The organism is Dactylosporangium sp. CA-052675 (assembly GCF_050947935.1).
Classification (GTDB): Bacteria; Actinomycetota; Actinomycetes; order Mycobacteriales; family Micromonosporaceae; genus Dactylosporangium.
Genome location: NZ_CP192010.1, coordinates 3,241,912 through 3,258,625 on the forward strand (window position 1 = coordinate 3,241,912; position 16,714 = coordinate 3,258,625).

A 16,714-nucleotide genomic window follows, 5' to 3' on the forward strand; every position below is an offset into this window, starting at 1 on the left:
ACCCTCGACAAGTCCTATCTTCCCAGCTCAGACGGCACCTGTTCCCATTCGAACCAGCATGTGGGCAGCCCTTAACGAATGACCCGGGCTAGGCTGAACCGCATCCGGCCCGGCCTGTCGCCGGCTTCGACACTCCGCGATCAGCTCCTGGTCGCGCCGCGATGACCCGCCGCGCCCGATCGACGCTCACCTTGGCGAGCGGCCGCTGGAATCTCGCGGCCGCTGCTTTCACGCGATGCTGCGAACACCTGTCACACATAGCAGTCAATCGATACCGCGCGGACAGAATTGGAACGACACGTGCCATGAAACTCACGCCCAGGGAAATCGACAAGCTGACGGTGCTCACGCTGGCCCAGATCGCTCAGGCCCGCCGGGCGAAGGGGCTGAAGCTCAACCATCCCGAAGCCGTGGCGGTGATCTGCGCGGCGGCGCTGGAGGGTGCCCGGGAGGGCAAGACGGTCGAGGACGTGCTGACCGACGCGCGGTCGGTGTTGAGCAAGGCCGACGTGATGGAGGGCGTCGCCGACCTGGTCCCGTTCGTCCAGGTCGAGGCGGTCTTCACCGACGGCAGCCGGCTGGTCACGGTACACACCCCGATCCAGTAGCGGCACAGCGGACGGGAATTGACGGCCGCCGGGAACGGGCGGCAGGCCAGGAACGGACAGTAGGAACGGAGGGCCAGAATGCCGAATCCCGAACACAAGGACAGCAGTCACAAGTCGATCCGGCCGATCGGCGGCTACGTGCTCGCGGAGGACCCGGTGGAGCTCAACGCCGGCCGGCCGGTCTCGACGCTCGAGGTCGTCAATACGGGGGACCGGCCCGTTCAGGTCGGTTCGCACTACCACTTCTACGAGGTCAATCGCTGCCTCGAGTTCGACCGTGACGCCGCGTTCGGGCGGCGGCTGGACATTCCGGCGACCACCGCCGTGCGCTTCGAGCCGGGCGACAAGAAGACCGTGGACCTCGTGCCGTTCGGCGGCAAGCAGCGGGTGTCCGGGTTCAACGGGCTGGTGGACGGCTGGGCCGGCACCGGCGATGCCGTCGGATATCAGCCCGAGCGGGCCGCGGCGGCGGCCCGGGCCACCATGCGCGGCTTCAAGTCCCGGCCCGCCGCGGAGTCCCAGAAGAAGGAACCCCAGTCCCGGCCCGCAGCGGAGTCTCAGAAGAAGGAACCCCAGTCCCGGCCCGCCGCGGAGTCCCAGAAGAAGGAACCCCAGGAGTGAGCCGCATATCCCGGAGCCAGTACGCCGACCTGTACGGTCCGACGCTCGGCGACAAGATCCGGCTGGGCAACACCGACTTGTATGTCGAGATCGAACGGGACCTGCGGGTCCTGGGCGACGAGGCCGTCTACGGCGGCGGCAAGACCCTGCGCGACGGCATGGGCATCGACAGCGGGCTGTCCAGCGCCGGCGGCGCGCTCGATCTCGTCATCACCAACGTCACGATCGTCGATGCGGTGATGGGGGTCGTCAAGGCGGACGTCGGGGTCAAGGACGGCCGCATCGTCGGCGCCGGCAAGGCGGGCAACCCCAGCACGATGGACGGCGTCACGCCGGACCTGGCCGTGGGCCCGGGCACCGAGGCGATCTCCGGCGAGCACCTCATCCTGACCGCGGCCGGCATCGACGCGCACGTGCACTACATCTCGCCGCAGCAGGTGTACGACGCGCTCAGCAACGGCATCACCACCCTGTGGGGCGGCGGCGTCGGCCCGACGGACGGCACCAACGGCACCACGATCTCCCCGGGGGTGTGGAACCTGCACACCATGATGCGGGCCGTCGAGGATCTCCCGATCAACTTCGGGTTCCTGGGGAAGGGAAGCTGCTCCTCGCGCGGCCCGCTCGACGAGCAGATCATCGCCGGCGCGGCCGGGCTCAAGATCCACGAGGACTGGGGCGCGACGCCCGCTGTGATCCGGGCCGCGCTGCGCGCCGCCGACGACTTCGACGTCCAGATCAGCCTGCACACGGACACGCTCAACGAGAGCGGATACGTCGAGGACACCATCGCGGCGTTCGAGGGCCGCACGATCCACACCTTCCACACCGAGGGCGCGGGCGGCGGGCACGCGCCGGACATCATCAAGGTCGCGGGTCAGCGCAACGTCCTGCCGAGCTCGACGAACCCGACGCTGCCGTACGGGGTCAACTCCCAGTCCGAGCTGTTCGACATGATCATGTTCTGTCACAATCTCAACCCGCGGATCCCCTCGGACGTCGCGTTCGCCGAGAGCCGGGTCCGGCCCGAGACGATGGCCGCCGAGAACGTCCTGCACGACCTCGGCGCCATCTCGATGATCTCCAGCGACAGCCAGGCGATGGGGCGGGTGGGCGAGAGCTTCCTGCGCGCTGTCCAGCTCGCGCAGGCCATGAAGGAAGCCCGGGGCAAGCTCGAGGAGGACTCGCCCGACAACGACAACTTCCGCGTCCTGCGGTACCTCGCGAAGGTGACCATCAACCCGGCCATCACCCAGGGCGTGGCCCACGTGCTGGGCTCGATCGAGCCGGGCAAGCTCGCCGACCTCGTGCTGTGGGAGCCGGCCTTCTTCGGCGCCAAACCGAAGCTGGTCCTCAAGGGCGGCATCGTCAGCTGGGCGGCCGCCGGCAGCTCGGACGCGTCGCTGCCGCTGACCGAGCCCGTCATCTACAAGCCGATGTTCGGGGCGACCGGCTCGGCGCTGTCGCAGAGCTGCGTGACGTTCGTGTCGCGGGCCGGCCACGAGGCCGGCGTCGCCGCCAAGCTCGGCCTGCGGCGGCAGGTCATGCCGGTGCAGGGCACGCGCTCGCTGACCAAGCGGGACATGGTGCGCAACGACCTCACTCCGCGGATCGACGTGGACCCGGAGACCTTCGCCGTCAAGGTCGACGGCGTGCATGCCACCGTGCCGCCGGCCTCGTCGCTGTCCATGAACCAGTTGTACTTCTTCAGCTGATGCCGGCGCGCACGCTGATGGTGCCGTGATGCGGAGGGAACATGTTCGTCGAATCTGTGTTGGGCAACGCCGCCGAGCCGGACTGGCGCGAGCGGCTGGCGCAGATGCGCGTCGACCGGCTCGTCCTTGACCAGTGGGAGGCGCAGAAACGCCGCCTGCGCAAGCGGACCAGCGGCGGCGTCGAGGTGGCGCTGTCGCTGGCGCGCGACACGCACCTGCACGACGGTGACGTCATCGCCTGGGACGATGCGGAGGGTACGGCCACCGTCGTGCACCTCATGCTGGGTGAGGTGATGGCGGTCGAGCTGCCGGCCGACACGCAGTTCCGCACCGCGGTCGAGCTCGGCCACGCCATCGGCAATCAGCATTGGCCGGCGGTGGTGCACGGCACCACGGTGTACGTGCCGGTCACCGTCGATCGCCGGGTCATGGACTCGGTCATGCGCACCCATGCCTTCCCCGGGATCAAACACGAGTTCGTCGAGGGCACCGAGGTCCTCGCCTTCCTCGCGCCGCACGAAGCCCGGCGGCTGTTCGGCGGGGCCGACGCGGCCGGGCACACGCACCTGCCCGCGGACGGCAGTTGAAGACCGCTGCACCCTTACCGAGGCTGCGGGAGCTCATGCGGCTGCTGCAGTTCACCGACTCGATGTTTCCGGTGGGGGCGTTCACGTTCTCCAACGCGCTGGAGCCGGCGGTGCAACTCGGGATCGTCCACGACCGGCGGACACTGCACGAGTTCGTGTCCACCGCGACACACCTCGCGGCCGGCTGTGACGGTATCGGGCTGCTGGAGAGCCATCGCGGCACCCGCGCGGGCGACACCGACCGGGTCGCGCGATCCGACGAAGCGGTGTTCGTCCGCAAGCTCAACGAGGAGATGCGCTCGATGAGCACCCGGATGGGCCGCAAACTGGCGGAGATCTCCGCCAGCGTCGTCGCGGATCCGGTGCTGATCCGGCGGGCCGGGGACATCGCCGCCGGAGCGGTACCCGGTACCTATCCGGCCGGCCTCGGTGTCCTCGCCGCCGTGCTCGGCCTGCCCGAGGAGGCGGCCTTCGCGGCCCACCAGTACGGGACGGCGGCGATGATCGTCGGCGCCGCCGTCCGGCTCATGCGGATCGACCATGTCGACGCCCAGACGGTGTTGTTCGCCGTCAACGGCACCGCGCAGCGGCACTACGAACGCGTGGCCGGGGCGTCGCTGGAGGACATGGCGTCCTTCGCGCCCATGACCGACGTGCTGGCCGCCGCGCACGTGCGCGCCCGGATACGGATTTTCACCAACTGACCTCACTGGAGGAAGCATGAAATCAGCCAGTCGCATCGGTGTCGGCGGGCCGGTCGGCAGCGGCAAGACGGCGATCATCGAGGCGCTGGTGCCGCGCCTGGTCGCCAACGGGATGCGCGTGCTCGTCGTCACCAACGACGTCGTCACGACCGAGGACGCCGCGCACGTACGGCGGGTGCTCACCGGCGTGCTGCAGGGGGAGCGGATCATCGGGGTGGAGACCGGCTCCTGCCCGCACACCGCCGTGCGTGAGGACCCGAGCATGAATCTCGCCGCGGTCGAGGACATGGAGTCCCGCTTCCCCGACACCGACGTCGTGCTGATCGAGAGCGGCGGCGACAATCTGACCCTCACCTTCAGCCCGGCCCTGGTGGACTTCTTCATCTACGTGATCGACGTGGCGGCCGGCGACAAGATCCCGCGCAAGAACGGCCCGGGGATCGCACGCTCGGACCTGCTCGTCATCAACAAGGTGGACCTGGCGCCGCACGTCGACGCGGACCTCGCGGTGATGGACCGCGACGCCGCGATGCAGCGCGACGGCAAGCCGGTCGTCTTCACCAACTGCAGGACCGGCGAGGGCGTCGACGACGTCATGTCGATCATCCGGCGCGAGGTCCTGTTCGGACTGGCGCCCGCCGAATGAACAGCCTGCACGCCGCGCCGGAACTGGCGCCGTACCATGACGAGCCGGCGCAACTGCCCAGCGGCGCACCCGGCAAGAACGGGGTGCTGCGCCTGGGTTTCGAGCGCCGCGGCGAGCGCACGATCCTCGCGGGGCTGTGCCGGCAGGCGCCGCTGCTGGTCCAGCGGGCGTTGTACTGGGACGAGGCGATGCCCGGGCTCGCCTGCGTCTTCATCGTCACGACGTCCGGCGGGCTGCTGCAGGGCGACCGGCACAGCATCGAGGTGCGGCTGGGCGAGCACGCGCAGGCCCACCTGACGACCCAGTCCGCGACCAAGATCCAGCAGATGGACGCGAACTACGCGACGCAGACCCAGGACATCGTGCTGGAGGACGGCGCGTACCTGGAGTTCCTGCCGGAGCCGGTGATCCCGTACCGCGGGAGCCGGTACCTGGCCCGGACCCGGGTGACGCTGCCGGAGAGCGCGACGGCGCTGTACGCGGAAATCATCCTGCCCGGCCGCAAGTACCATCGCGACGCCGAGCTGTTCGGCTACGACCTGTTCTCCTCCGCGCTGCGGGTCACCCGCCCGGACGGCCGGGAACTGTTCGCGGAGAAGTTCGTCATCGAGCCCGCGCAGTACCCGGTCGACGGCTGTGCGGTGATGGGCGGATTCGACGTCGTCGCCAATGTCGTCCTGCTGACCTCGGCCGCCCGCGCCGACCGGGTGATCGACCAGGTCCCGGCCGCCTCGACCCTGGCCGGCCCCGCGGTCGCCGGCGCCAGCCGCCTGCCCAACGACGCCGGCCTGATCTACCGGGTGCTCGGCACGGACTCGGAGCCGGTCCGCGCCGTGGTCCGGGAGTTCTGGTCGCTGGTGCGCCGGGAGACCGTCGGCGCCCCGCTGCCGCCCCCGTTCCGCTGGCGTTGACGAGGGTTGGCGAGGATTGACGAGGATGGACAGAATCAGCCAGGCCTGGGCCACGGCGGCCGACGACCATGCTCCCGTGCGGTTCGCCGATGCGTGCCTGCGTGGTGCAAGTCAGGTGATGCTGCAGAACAACCCGGTCACCGGCCTGCTCATCCTGGCCGCCATCGCCTGGGGCGCGATCCGCACCGGCACCGGGGAGGTCGCCGTCGGCGCCCTGGTGGGGCTCCTCGCCGGCACGGGCACGGCGCTGCTGCTGCGGGTCGACGTGGTCTCGTGGCGGCAGGGCCTCTTCGGTTTCAGCCCGCTGCTGACCGGCGCGGCGCTGCCCACGTTCCTGGCCGCCAAGCCTCTGCTGTGGGCGTACGTGGTGGTGGGCGCGGCCCTCACCACCGTGGTCACCCTCGCCTTGAGCAACGTTCTGAACAGCTGGGCCGTGCCCGCGCTGACCTTCCCGTTCGTCCTGACGTCCTGGTTCCTGCTGATGGGTGCCTACCAGTTCATGCGGGTCGGGACCGGCGCGCTGAGCCGGCCGGCACTGCCGGTCGGCACGTCACCGAAGCTGGCCCACGCGCCGCTGACCTTCGAATTCCTGGCCACGGGCACGCTGAAGGGGGTTGCCCAGGTCTTCCTGATCGACGACTGGATCAGTGGCGCCGTCATCCTCGTCGCGCTGGCGGTCAACTCCCGCGCGGTCGCGCTCGCCGCCGTCCTCGGCTCGGTGGTCGGCACCGCGCTCGCGCTCGGGCTGGGCGCGGAGGCTACGGCGATCGGCAAGGGGCTCTGGGGTTTCAACGCGGTGCTCACCGCGATCGCCCTGGGCGCCGTGTTCTACCGCCCCATGCCGGCGGTGGTCGTCTTCACCCTGCTCGCGACGATCACCACGGTCTGGGTGCAGGCCGCCCTGACCACGGTGCTGGCGCCGTACGGCATCCCCACGCTGACGGGCCCGTTCGTCGTCGCCACGTGGCTGTTCCTCCTGCCGAAGCGGCACTTCGCCCCGATTGCGCACCACAAGCGGCAGGGCGACGGCACGATGCTGAGCACCACCACCATCACGACCGCCACCGCCGCGGCGGCGCACGGGTCGTGAGCACCGGCGAGTGGCTTGCCCGTCGACCAGCGACGGACAAGCCACAGCCGTGATTCAGGCCGGTCCGCCGTCCTGGCGCTCGATGCTGGTGCTGGGCTTGACGACCTGGACGAAGCCCTCCGGGTGCTCGGTGGAGAACCGGTCGAAGGCGTCCAGCACCGTGGCGACGTGCGGGTCCGGCACGAGCACCTCGATGCGCAGCCGGCTGACGAGCTCGAGATTGCGCCGGTACCCGCGAACGGTCTGCGCCTGGGGCTCCTCCGCGGCCGCGTGGGCCTCGGTGACGACGATCGACGAGGCGCCGGCTCGCCACAGCGCCTCCTCGAGTTCGTCGGTGTGCACGCGCTCGGGGTCGAGCAGCCCGGTGACGAGGCTGACGGTGGAGCCTGGCCCACCGGCGGGCGCTCTGGTCGGCGTGGCCCGTCCGGGCGCCGCCCCGGGGCCGCCCGAGCCGGGCAGGCCCGAGACCGCGTCGAGGTGGTACGCCTCGACGGCCTGCTGCACCCGGTCGAGCCGGTCTTCGTCGGCCGGCGGGACGCGAAGGCCGATGGTCTTCTCGACCGCAACGGCGATGACCCACGTCAGGGCGAACGAGAACGCCGCCACCGTGATGACCGCGACGGCCTGCCGCCAGAGCAGGCCGACGCCACCGCCGAAGAACAGGCCGTTGGCGCCGAGGCTGTTGGCGGCGCGATCGGCGAAGAAACCCAGCAGCAGCGAGCCGAGCACACCGCCGATGAAGTGCACGGCGACGACGTCGAGCGCGTCATCGAAGCGGAGGTAGAACTTCACCCGCATCGCCAGCTGGCAGACGAGGCCCGCGACGGCGCCGATGACGAGCGCCGACAGGGTGCTGACGTATCCCGCGCACGGGGTGATCGTCGCGAGCCCCGCGACGGCGCCCGAGACGGCCCCCAGCACGGTCGCGTGCCGGCTCGTGAACCGCTCCAGCAGTAGCCAGGTCACCAGGCCGGCCGCGGCGGCGATGTGGGTGTTGAGCAGTGCCTGGGCCGCGATCGTGTCGGCGCGGAGCCCGTCGCCGGCGTTGAAGCCGAACCAGCCGAACCACAGGACACCCGCGCCGACGATCGCCAGGGGCAGCGAGTTGGGCAGCGTTCCCGTCTTCGGCCAGTTCCTGCGCCGGCCGACCACGAGGAGGATCGCCAGCACCGCGGCGCCCGCTGAGGTGTGCACGACCATGCCGCCGGCCCAGTCCTGCGCGCCGAGCTTGGCCAGCCAGCCGCCCGGGTGCCAGAGCCAGTGCGCGATGGGCGCGTAGACGATCACCGACCAGACCGCGATGAAGACCGCCCAGCCGATGAGCTTCAGCCGTCCCGCGGTCGCTCCGGTGATGAGCGCCGGCGTGATAACGGCGAACATCATCTGGAACGCCACGAACGCCAGGGTGGGGATGGCGACCCCCGGGGCGACGACGTGGTACGCGGGAGCGGGAGCGGGTGTCGTGCGGGAATGTATCAGCGCGAACAGCTTCAGGTTGCCGACGAGGCCGGTGCCGGCGTCGTCGCCGAACGCGATGGTGTAGCCGAGGAAGATCCAGGTGATGCTGACCACGCCGAGCGGGATGAAGTTCTGCTGCAGCATGGCCAGGGTGTTGCGGCTGGGCACCTGGCCGGCGTAGAAGAATGCCAAGCCGGGGACCATGAACAACACCAGCGCCGCGCAGACGAGCACCCAGGCGGTGTCGGCGCCGCTCACAAGAGGTGGTGTGGGCATGGAGCATTCCTTCCGAGACAGCATGATCGGGTCGGTGGACCGGCGCCTCGGGTCGCATGGGGACGGGCGCCACGGCTGGACACCCGCGAAGTTCCCCCGGAGGCTGGTTGCAACCTGGACCGGCGGGGGACCTCAGACCGAATGCGTGATGGACGGCCCCGCGCCGGCGGCCGAGGTCCTTGCCCGGCAGCCGCCGGATGAGGACGGAGCCGGCCACGCAGGACGCTCAGCCTGAGCAAGCGGCACCGACTGAGCAAGCCACACCGACTGAGCAAGCCACACCGACTGAGCAAGCCGGCACCGAATGCCGGCCCGCGGGCGGGTGATCATCGGCCAGGGGTGGTGCTGGAGGTCTCCGCGTGGGTATCGGTGCGGCGGCTACCGACGGGCGAGGCGGGCGGTCAGGCAATGAGCGCGGTGACGGCGGTGTGGCGTTTCCTCGTCGGGCCCCCGTTGCGGGCGCGGCAGCTGGCCAAGCAGCAGATCACGCCGGTCGAAGGGCTCCCCGCCCTCTCACTCGACGCGCTGACGTCGGTGGCGTACGGACCGGAGGCGATCATTGCCGTGCTCGCGGCGGCCGGGCTCGCCGCGCTGCATCTCGTGTTGCCGGTCTCGATCGCGATCGTCGTGCTGCTGGCCATTCTGGTGTTCTCGTACCGCCAGGTCATCGAGGCGTACCCGGGCGGCGGCGGCACCTACGCGGTGTGCCGGGCGAACTTCCCGCCGCCGGTCGGCGTGCTGGCCGCCGCGGCGCTCGTCGTGGACTACACGTTGACGGTCGCGGTCTCGATCGCCGCCGGGGTGGGTTCGCTGACCTCGGCCTTCCCCGGCCTGCGCCCGGCCACGGTCCCCATGTGCCTGGGCATCCTCGCGCTGGTCACCGGGCTCAACCTGCGCGGCCTGGGCGACACGGCCCGGGCGTTCCTGCTGCCCACCATGGTGTTCATCGTCGGGCTGCTGGTGGTGATCGGGATCGGCCTGATCCACCCGCTCGCGCTGCACACGCCGCGCCAGGGCCGGCCGCTGGCGCCCACCGGGGGACTGGAGGCCGTCGGCGTGCTGCTGGTGCTCAAGGCGTTCTCGGCGGGGTGCAGCGCGCTGACCGGGGTGGAGGCCATCGCCAACGGCGTGCCGCTGTTCAAGGAGCCGAGGGTGGCCCGGGCCAAGCGGACCGAGACACTGCTCGGCGTCATCCTCGGCGCGATGCTGCTGGGCCTGGCCGTGTTGGCGAACCGCTGGCGCATCGGCCCCCGGTCCGGTGAGACGGTCCTGAGCCAGGTCATCGCCATCGCGGTCGGCCGGAGCTGGGCGTACTACGTGATGGCGGTGACCATCACGGTGGTCCTCATGCTGGCCGCCAACACGTCCTTCGGCGGGCTGCCGGTGCTGACCAGCCGGCTGGCCGGCGACAACTACCTGCCGCACCTGTTCTCACTGCGCGACGAGCGGCAGGTGTTCGCCGTCGGCATCTGGACGCTGACCGGCCTGGCCGGGGTGCTGCTCGTCGCGGTGCGCGGGCAGACCCTCAGCCTGATCCCGCTGTACGCCATCGGGGTGTTCACCGCCTTCACGCTGGCCCAGTCCGGACTCGTCAAACACTGGTGGAAGACCCGGCCGGCGGGCTGGCGGCACCGTGCGGTCATCAACGGCACCGGCGCGGCCACGACCGGGGTGGCAACCGTGGTGTTCCTGGTCACCAAGTTCACCGCCGGCGCATGGGTGGTCGTGCTGGCCGTGCCGGCGCTCATCACGCTGTTCGCGCGGACCCAGGCGTACTACGCCCGCTGCGGACGGGCCCTCGGCCTGGACACGATTCCGGCCAGGCCGCACGCCAGACCCGCCATGGTGGTGGTGCCGGTGAACGGCGTGAACCGGCTGACCCAGCACGCGCTCGCGGAAGCCATCTCGATCAGCCCGCGGGTAGTGGCGGTCCACGTCGTGCTCGAGGACACCGGCGGGGACGCCGGCCGCGCGCGCGAGCTGGACCGGCAATGGGCCGACTGGAACCCTGGGGTGCCGCTCGAGATCCTGCGCACCGAGTACGCCTCGGTCGCCCAGCCTGTCGTAGCGTTCATCGACGAACTCCAGGCGCGGCGCGACGATCAGATCATCGTGCTGATCCCCGTGGCCGTGCCGCACCGGCTGCGGTACCGCTTCCTGCACAACCATCTCGAGATCGCGCTCACCGCCGCGTTGCGGAGCCGCCCGAACGTCATCGTCGCCCGGGTGCCCATGCCGCTGCGCATCCCGTGACCTCGTGCTCGTCTTCGGGGGCGCCACTGCGGCGTTCCCCGGCGGACTCGCCCGCGTCAGCGTCGATCGATGATCTGAGCGGCCGGTGCGCGCCGCGGGCCGGACGGCACCACGGTGGCGCGGCCGAGTCGCAGCAGCAGATACGGGTACCCGACGCAGCCGATCATCACCTGGACCGCCTGCCGCGTGGAGACCACCTCGACGGCTGCGCTCAGGGGTAGGACGGAGACGCCGGCCGCGGTCGCGGTCAGCCAGCCGGCGGACAGTGCCTCGCCCGCGCGCAGCCAGTCCTCCGGCTCGTCGGTGTGGCCGTACAGCAGCGCGAAGGTCGCGCCGCGGCCGCCGGCGAGGCCCGCGGGCCCGGCGCCGATCGAGCGGTCCGCCGACCCGGACGGTGCGGGCCGGCCACCGGAGGCGACCCGGGCGAGCTCGAGCACCTCGTCCGGGTAGAGCACGTGGAGCGACGTCTCCTCGGCGCGCACCGCGGAGATGACGGCCTTGAGCTGCGCGGCTGCGATCGGCGCGCCGGTGACCGGCGTCCGGTCGGTGCGGCGCAGGGCAACGCTGCCGGCGAGCGGCGCACCTTCGGGCTCGGCCGGCGAGCGCTCCTCGAGCCGCAGCGACGCGAGCCGGTCCGGGTCGGCGGGATCGGGCCCGCGGTCGACCGCGATCCGCCAGCCCGCCGCCGCCAGCGCGGTCCGGGCGTGATGCAGGGCCGCCCCGCAACTCATGATCGCCAAACGGCCGTCGACGTCGACATCGTGGTCGACGCGGGTCCGGTCGAGGTACAGGGCCAGGGTGTTGCCGGTCAGCCGCCACCGCCACGGCTGGCTGTCGAGGATCGAGGGCGCGAACCCGGCCGCGTTGGCCGCGGCCAGGAGCGCATGGACCACGGCTCGGGCTCCGATCGGGTGGATCGTCGCACCGGCCGGCGCCGCAGCCGCGGGCTGCGCATTCGCCGCAGCCGCCGGCTGCGCATTCGCCGCTCCCGCCGAGTCGTGCCGACGTTCGGGCCTGGGCTTGAACTGTAAGACCGGCATTTGGGCAGACCTCCGAACCAGCGCCGCGAAGCGGCGGGTGAAGGCGAGAAGGAGTAGTCGCCCCGGCCACGCGCGGCCGCATCACCACGGGCCGCGGCCCAAGCCTACGCCAGCGCGCGGTGCGACCCTGTGCCGGCCTCCGCCTTGTCTGCTCGAGGCGTCTGCACGGGGCGGCCGGGGGACCGCGGATGTACTGTGGAAGTGCGCCGCTCATCGGACGGCTGGACCGGGGCTGTGCCGACGTGTCCATTGTAGACGGTAGACCGGTGCCGCGATCCGTCGAAGGGATACGGGCCATGGTTGTCGAGCCCCCGACGTGCTTGTTGTATCTGCTCACCGTCGGCCGGGACAAGGAGCTCGTGCTGCGCGTGCACGGGACCGACCTCTCGCTGGAGGACCTCACCGCGTGGATGACCGAGGAGTCCGTGCACCCGCTGACGGTGTCGCGGTTCGGTGACGAGCAGACCTCGACACTGCTGCTGAACTTCCGGCACGTGGTCGGCGCGCGGCTCGCACCGTACAGCGAGACGCGGACCGGCTCGTTCTGACCCGCCTCGGTCGACCGGCAGGCGGCCGTGTCCGGACGCCCAGCTCAGCGAACAGCGGACGGTGCTGCCCCGGGGACGCCCTGATCGGGTGCCGCCGGGAGCGCGGCGCCTGACTCCGGGCGCGTCACCGGCCGGTGGCGTACCGTGCAGGGTGCGCCGACGGCAACCGCCGCTGGCCGGGCGGCATCGGAGTCCGTATGCGCTTGCACACCGGTCGCACGGCCGACGGCTCACCGCTCGTCAGGGTCATCGGTGACCTCGACATCTCCGTCTCCGCCGCGCTGCGCGAGCACCTCCACGCGGTCCTCGACACCGCCGGAGCGGGTGTCCCGCCCGCGATGTCACTGATGCTGGATCTGGACGCCGTGGAGTTCATCGACTCGACGATCCTCGGCGTGCTGGTCGGCGTCCACAAACGCCTCATGGAACACAGCCAACGCCTCACCCTCATCGGCGTGCGCGGCCGCATCCTGCGGACATTCAAGCTGACCTGTCTCGATCAGGTGTTCACGGTCGTACCCGCCCCGCCGGCTTGACGCCCGGGCCGGTGCACGGACCGGGTCGGCTCGCCGAGGCCCGACGCGCCGGTGACGTCGCGGCCGTGGGTCCCGGCGTCCTGACGGTCCCGCCAGCCGGTGCGCCACGGCGGCCGGTGGCCGGCCTCTGGCGTGCCCGGCGGATCGAGCACCGCGGCCGGGCGGCTGCCTCGCCCGCGAGCCGCCTGACGCCAGCTCCGGTGGGTCACCCCGAAAATCTATGCTGGGGACACTAGACATGCTCTCCGTCGTCGGCTAATTTAGTTCAAGTCGAGAACAGGGAGTACAAAAGACGCTGACGAGCCGCCCCAACGGCTGGGCGGAGAGCTGAGGCCCCGGATGTTTCGGGGTGCAGCTGGGTGAGCCGGAAATTGGCGGCATCGCCCGTAGGGTAGTTCCGCCGCCGGTGTGGTCGTGAAGTTGCGTGACCCTCGGCACCGGCGGATTGCAGTACCAGCAACACACGGCAACACAAAGAGAAACGGCAACACAAAGAGAAGTAGAGGAAAGGGAGGGCTCTACACCGCTGGATCGCCCGCACCGGCCGCAGTTCAGCTGGGCGGACACCGTTGTTTCCATCGAACGAGAGGTGGTCTCCGGTCACGATTACGCGATCCTCGCACGCGACGCTGTCTGTGGCGTTCGGTGCGGAAAAGAGCAACCGACGGACGTGTCGGTAGATGGTGTTTGACCCATAACCCTTGGGCCCCGGCGCAATAGCGCCGGGGCCCTCGATGCGGAGGCGCCATGACCCAACCCGATGACCTGTTCGGCGACGAGGATTACCCCGCCTACACGATGGGCCGTGCCGCGGACATCGTCGGCACTTCACCGGACTTCCTTCGCCGCCTCGACGAGCTGAAACTCATCACCCCGCAACGCTCCGCCGGCGGACATCGCCGGTACTCCCGCTACCAGCTGCGCCTCGCGGCCCGCGCCCGGGAGATGGTCGACCAGGGCACCGCCGTCGAGGCCGCCTGCCGGATCATCATTCTCGAAGACCAGCTCGAGGAAGCGCTGCGCATCAACGCAGAACGCCACTCCGGCTGACCTCCACCCGCCCCCGGCCGGCCAGGTGCAGGCCGGCAGGCCGAGCCTGGCACGTCGGCCAAGGCCAAGGCGGTTCTGCTGACTCGACTCTTGAACGTCCTTCCGGCCCGCTACCGAGCGGTCGAGGTCGCCGATGCGGAGTTTGGCGAGGTTGATCGCCCGCATCGGGCACCATGGGTGTTATCGACGGGCCACCAGCACCGGCGCGGACGCATGGTCGAGCACCTGCTGGGTCACGGATCCCAGCCGCAGTTCGCCGAAGCCGCCCGTACCGCGCGGGCTGAGGACGATCATGAGCGCGTCACGCGACTCGGCCAGCAGGACCGGCGCCGGCGTGCCGTGGACGCAGCGGGGCTCTACGCGGACCCCTGGGTACTTGGTTCGCCACAGGTCCAGTTCGGCCGTCAGAGCCCGGTCCGCGTCGGTGGCGATCCGGTCCGGGCCGGCGACGAAGCCCCAGGTGCGTGGCGGTTCCTGCCAGGCGCGGACCGCGATGAGGTCGACGTGGCGTGACGCTGCTTCGGCGAAGGCCAGCTCGAGGGCGTGTTGAGCCGGTTCAGAGCCGTCGGTGCCCACGACGATCGGCTGGTGCTGGGGCAGCACCGCAGTCGGTTCGGCCCAGCGCTGTGCGTTGTGGACGACGAGTACCGGGCAGTGCGCGTGCACCGCGAGCTGATCGGCAACCGACCCGACCGGCAGCGCGTCGAAGCCGCCCGTGCCGCGGCTGGCCACCACGAGCAGGCTCGCGTGGCGAGACTGCTCGACCAGGACCCGCGCCGGGCCTCCCAGCGAAGTACAGGTCGTGACGTGCAGGCCAGGGTGCCAGGTCCGGGCCTCGACGGCGGCCCGCACAGCCACTTCGGCGTCGTCCGGCGCCGGCTCGTGCTGACCGGTCACGCCCAGGGCGTGGGTGATCTGCAGCGGCTGGCGGAGCCGCACAGCCTCGTCCGCGGCCCAGCGAAGGGCGCCCATGCTCGCCCGGGAGCCGTCGATGCCGGCGATCACCGGCCGGTCCATGTGGGTCATGTCGTCTCCCATGTTGCTACCGGACCACGGCCACCGGGCGTGCGGCGTGGTGGATGACCGCCTGGCTCGCCGATCCCAGCAGCAGGCCGGCGAACCCGCCGGACGCGCCCGTGGCTGCCCACTGCGAACTCCCTCCGCGTGACTACCCGCTGCGGCCGGCACGGGGTTGCCGGCACGCCGAGTCCGCGCGACATACCCGCGCTCACGGTCCGCATGCCGCGCGTCGAGCGTGAGCGCCTTGAGGCCGGGGTTCTGCGGTCTGTACGGAGCTGGAGGCCTATCAGCGAAGCGCGGCGCGCAACTGGCCGGTCAGCCGCGTCCTGAGCGCATGCAGCGATGGGGTGGCGCGCACCGGTACGGGCACCGGATCCGTCAGCCGTCTGGCCGTTTCCGGCAGCCGGGCCAGGTCGGTGTCGCAGCGGTCCCGGGCTGCGCGGAGCTCGACGGCCGGGCCGGCGTGCTCGGTGCGCCGCCCGCCGAGCATGACCGGTAGGAGCAGCCGTTCACCTCCGGGGGGTGCCGGCTCCCCACGCAGCGCGAGCAGATCGCCTTCGCCGGCGGCGGGATGGCGGTACACCTGCTTAGCGCCGGGCCAGGTGACCTTGCCCGTGGACAGCTTCATCACCGGTCGGTTGCCGTACTCGACCAACTTGTAGGCGCTGTCGAGCGACGGTGCGTCCGCGGAGACGCCCATTCTGGTGCCGATGCCGTACGCGTCGATCGGCGCTCCCCGCGCGACCAGAGCGGCGACGGCGTGCTCGTCCAGCCCGCCACTGGCGACAATGCTGGCCTTGTGCAGGCCCGCGGCGTCAAGGATCTGCCGCGCCTGGCAGGAGAGCGCCGCGAGATCCCCGGAGTCCAGCCGGATGCCGAGACGATCAGCGAGGCCCAGCTCCGCAGCGATGTCGACGGCGGCGCGCACCCCCGCCGTCGTGTCGTAGGTGTCGACCAGGAACACAGGGTTTTCCGGGTAGTCCGCGGCGAACGCGCGAAACGCCGACCGCTCATCGGGGAACGCCTCGATGTACGAGTGGGCCATGGTCCCGGACGGGGACAGTCCGTACCGTCGGGCGGCGGCGAGGTTGCTGGTCGCGGCGAATCCGGCGATCGCCGAGGACCGCGCTACGGTTGCCGCCGCGTCCAGGCCGTGGGTCCGCCGGAACGCGAAGTCGATCAGCTCGCTGTGCGGTGCGGCGAGCCGGCAGCGGGCCGCCTTGCTCGCCACCGCCGTGCCGAACGTCACGGCGTTGAGCGCCACGGTCTCGACAAGCTGTGCCTGCGCGATCGGCGCGGTGACCTCGAGCAGGGGCTCATCGCCGAAGACCAGCCGACCTTCCGGGACTGCCCACACGTCACCGGTGAAGACCATGTCGCGCAGGGCCGCCAACGACCGCTCATCCAGCACGGCCGCCTGCCGCAGGTACTCGATCTCGTCCCGCTCGAACCGGAAGCTCTCAAAGAACTCCAGGACCTCCGCCAGGCCGGCCGCGACGAGAAACCCACGCTGCGCCGGCAGACGCCGGACGAACAAGCTGAACGTCGCCGGCCCCACCATCCCTCGACGCAGATAGCTGGCCGCCATCCGCACCTCGTACAAGTCGGTGCACAAGCCGGACACCGGGCACCACCCCCTCGGTTCGCTTCC

The 16,714-nt window shown here is 70.9% G+C and carries 17 protein-coding genes; 12 read left to right on the plus strand and 5 right to left on the minus strand.

Features of this window, described 5'->3' with window-relative positions; genetic code table 11:
• Nucleotides 1-305: 305 nt before the first annotated feature.
• The 8 genes from ACQP1P_RS14780 (at nt 306) to yut (ending at nt 6,882) form a co-directional block, all read left to right on the plus strand.
• Entirely contained in the window at nt 306-608 is a 303-nt protein-coding gene (locus ACQP1P_RS14780; RefSeq protein WP_433087018.1) for an urease subunit gamma, read from the plus strand.
• A 78-nt stretch (nt 609-686) separates the two neighbouring features.
• The gene (gene ureB / locus ACQP1P_RS14785) at nt 687-1,229 is read left to right on the plus strand and encodes an urease subunit beta (protein ID WP_433087020.1); all 543 of its coding nucleotides are present in this window, start codon (nt 687-689) and stop codon (nt 1,227-1,229) included.
• Complete coding sequence (locus tag ACQP1P_RS14790; protein ID WP_433087022.1) at nt 1,226-2,944, plus strand: urease subunit alpha; 1,719 nt, start codon at nt 1,226-1,228, stop codon at nt 2,942-2,944. The genes ureB and ACQP1P_RS14790 overlap by 4 nt, the downstream gene beginning before the upstream one ends.
• Nucleotides 2,945-2,985: 41 nt before the next feature.
• Complete coding sequence (ureE, locus tag ACQP1P_RS14795) at nt 2,986-3,531, plus strand: urease accessory protein UreE (protein ID WP_433087024.1); 546 nt, start codon at nt 2,986-2,988, stop codon at nt 3,529-3,531.
• Between the two features lie 35 nt (nt 3,532-3,566).
• The gene (locus tag ACQP1P_RS14800; protein WP_433087026.1) at nt 3,567-4,235 is read left to right on the plus strand and encodes an urease accessory protein UreF; all 669 of its coding nucleotides are present in this window, start codon (nt 3,567-3,569) and stop codon (nt 4,233-4,235) included.
• Between the two features lie 16 nt (nt 4,236-4,251).
• Entirely contained in the window at nt 4,252-4,881 is a 630-nt protein-coding gene (gene ureG / locus ACQP1P_RS14805) for an urease accessory protein UreG (RefSeq protein WP_433087028.1), read from the plus strand.
• Nucleotides 4,878-5,792 (plus strand): urease accessory protein UreD, encoded by a 915-nt coding sequence (locus ACQP1P_RS14810; protein WP_433087030.1) that lies wholly within the window; start codon nt 4,878-4,880, stop codon nt 5,790-5,792. Before ureG ends, ACQP1P_RS14810 begins: the two co-directional genes overlap by 4 nt.
• Before the next feature lie 25 nt (nt 5,793-5,817).
• Nucleotides 5,818-6,882, plus strand: coding sequence for an urea transporter (yut, locus tag ACQP1P_RS14815; RefSeq protein ID WP_433087032.1), 1,065 nt, complete (start codon nt 5,818-5,820; stop codon nt 6,880-6,882).
• 54 nt (nt 6,883-6,936) lie between these two features.
• Here the strand turns inward: yut and ACQP1P_RS14820 are convergent, their stop codons facing one another.
• Nucleotides 6,937-8,616, minus strand: coding sequence for an ammonium transporter (locus ACQP1P_RS14820; RefSeq protein WP_433087034.1), 1,680 nt, complete (start codon nt 8,614-8,616; stop codon nt 6,937-6,939).
• 408 nt (nt 8,617-9,024) lie between these two features.
• On the opposite strand from ACQP1P_RS14820, the gene ACQP1P_RS14825 reads away from it, so the two are divergent.
• Nucleotides 9,025-10,869 carry an APC family permease gene (locus ACQP1P_RS14825; protein ID WP_433087036.1) on the plus strand — a complete coding sequence of 615 codons (1,845 nt, stop codon included), beginning with the start codon at nt 9,025-9,027 and terminating at the stop codon, nt 10,867-10,869.
• A gap of 56 nt (nt 10,870-10,925) precedes the next feature.
• Here the strand turns inward: ACQP1P_RS14825 and ACQP1P_RS14830 are convergent, their stop codons facing one another.
• On the minus strand, nt 10,926-11,762 hold the full coding sequence (locus tag ACQP1P_RS14830; RefSeq protein ID WP_433087038.1) for a nitroreductase: 837 nt from the start codon (nt 11,760-11,762) through the stop codon (nt 10,926-10,928).
• Between the two features lie 443 nt (nt 11,763-12,205).
• On the opposite strand from ACQP1P_RS14830, the gene ACQP1P_RS14835 reads away from it, so the two are divergent.
• From ACQP1P_RS14835 to ACQP1P_RS14845, 3 genes are all read left to right on the plus strand, one after another.
• The gene (locus tag ACQP1P_RS14835; RefSeq protein WP_433087040.1) at nt 12,206-12,457 is read left to right on the plus strand and encodes a hypothetical protein; all 252 of its coding nucleotides are present in this window, start codon (nt 12,206-12,208) and stop codon (nt 12,455-12,457) included.
• Between the two features lie 197 nt (nt 12,458-12,654).
• Nucleotides 12,655-12,993 carry an STAS domain-containing protein gene (locus ACQP1P_RS14840; RefSeq protein WP_433087042.1) on the plus strand — a complete coding sequence of 113 codons (339 nt, stop codon included), beginning with the start codon at nt 12,655-12,657 and terminating at the stop codon, nt 12,991-12,993.
• A 747-nt stretch (nt 12,994-13,740) separates the two neighbouring features.
• Complete coding sequence (locus tag ACQP1P_RS14845; protein WP_433087044.1) at nt 13,741-14,043, plus strand: MerR family DNA-binding transcriptional regulator; 303 nt, start codon at nt 13,741-13,743, stop codon at nt 14,041-14,043.
• Nucleotides 14,044-14,223: 180 nt separating this feature from the next.
• Here ACQP1P_RS14845 and ACQP1P_RS14850 read toward each other — a convergent pair whose 3' ends face one another.
• The 3 genes from ACQP1P_RS14850 to ACQP1P_RS14860 form a co-directional block, all read right to left on the minus strand.
• Nucleotides 14,224-15,048, minus strand: a complete 825-nt coding sequence (locus tag ACQP1P_RS14850; RefSeq protein ID WP_433087046.1) for a universal stress protein — start codon at nt 15,046-15,048, stop codon at nt 14,224-14,226.
• A 37-nt stretch (nt 15,049-15,085) separates the two neighbouring features.
• Nucleotides 15,086-15,154 carry a hypothetical protein gene (locus ACQP1P_RS14855; protein WP_433090003.1) on the minus strand — a complete coding sequence of 23 codons (69 nt, stop codon included), beginning with the start codon at nt 15,152-15,154 and terminating at the stop codon, nt 15,086-15,088.
• Between the two features lie 195 nt (nt 15,155-15,349).
• Nucleotides 15,350-16,687 carry a nicotinate phosphoribosyltransferase gene (locus tag ACQP1P_RS14860; RefSeq protein WP_433087048.1) on the minus strand — a complete coding sequence of 446 codons (1,338 nt, stop codon included), beginning with the start codon at nt 16,685-16,687 and terminating at the stop codon, nt 15,350-15,352.
• Nucleotides 16,688-16,714 lie beyond the last annotated feature (27 nt).

Bases quoted from the DNA above. Each gene is read 5' to 3' on its own strand.
- ureB (WP_433087020.1), top strand. From the start codon at position 687: ATGCCGAATCCCGAACACAAGGACAGCAGTCACAAGTCGATCCGGCCG.
- ACQP1P_RS14810 (WP_433087030.1), top strand. From the start codon at position 4,878: ATGAACAGCCTGCACGCCGCGCCGGAACTGGCGCCGTACCATGACGAG.
- ACQP1P_RS14820 (WP_433087034.1), bottom strand. From the start codon at position 8,616: ATGCCCACACCACCTCTTGTGAGCGGCGCCGACACCGCCTGGGTGCTC.
- ACQP1P_RS14835 (WP_433087040.1), top strand. From the start codon at position 12,206: ATGGTTGTCGAGCCCCCGACGTGCTTGTTGTATCTGCTCACCGTCGGC.
- yut (WP_433087032.1), top strand. From the start codon at position 5,818: ATGGACAGAATCAGCCAGGCCTGGGCCACGGCGGCCGACGACCATGCT.
- ACQP1P_RS14800 (WP_433087026.1), top strand. From the start codon at position 3,567: ATGCGGCTGCTGCAGTTCACCGACTCGATGTTTCCGGTGGGGGCGTTC.
- ACQP1P_RS14780 (WP_433087018.1), top strand. From the start codon at position 306: ATGAAACTCACGCCCAGGGAAATCGACAAGCTGACGGTGCTCACGCTG.
- ACQP1P_RS14825 (WP_433087036.1), top strand. From the start codon at position 9,025: ATGAGCGCGGTGACGGCGGTGTGGCGTTTCCTCGTCGGGCCCCCGTTG.
- ACQP1P_RS14845 (WP_433087044.1), top strand. From the start codon at position 13,741: ATGACCCAACCCGATGACCTGTTCGGCGACGAGGATTACCCCGCCTAC.
- ACQP1P_RS14840 (WP_433087042.1), top strand. From the start codon at position 12,655: ATGCGCTTGCACACCGGTCGCACGGCCGACGGCTCACCGCTCGTCAGG.
- ureG (WP_433087028.1), top strand. From the start codon at position 4,252: ATGAAATCAGCCAGTCGCATCGGTGTCGGCGGGCCGGTCGGCAGCGGC.
- ureE (WP_433087024.1), top strand. From the start codon at position 2,986: ATGTTCGTCGAATCTGTGTTGGGCAACGCCGCCGAGCCGGACTGGCGC.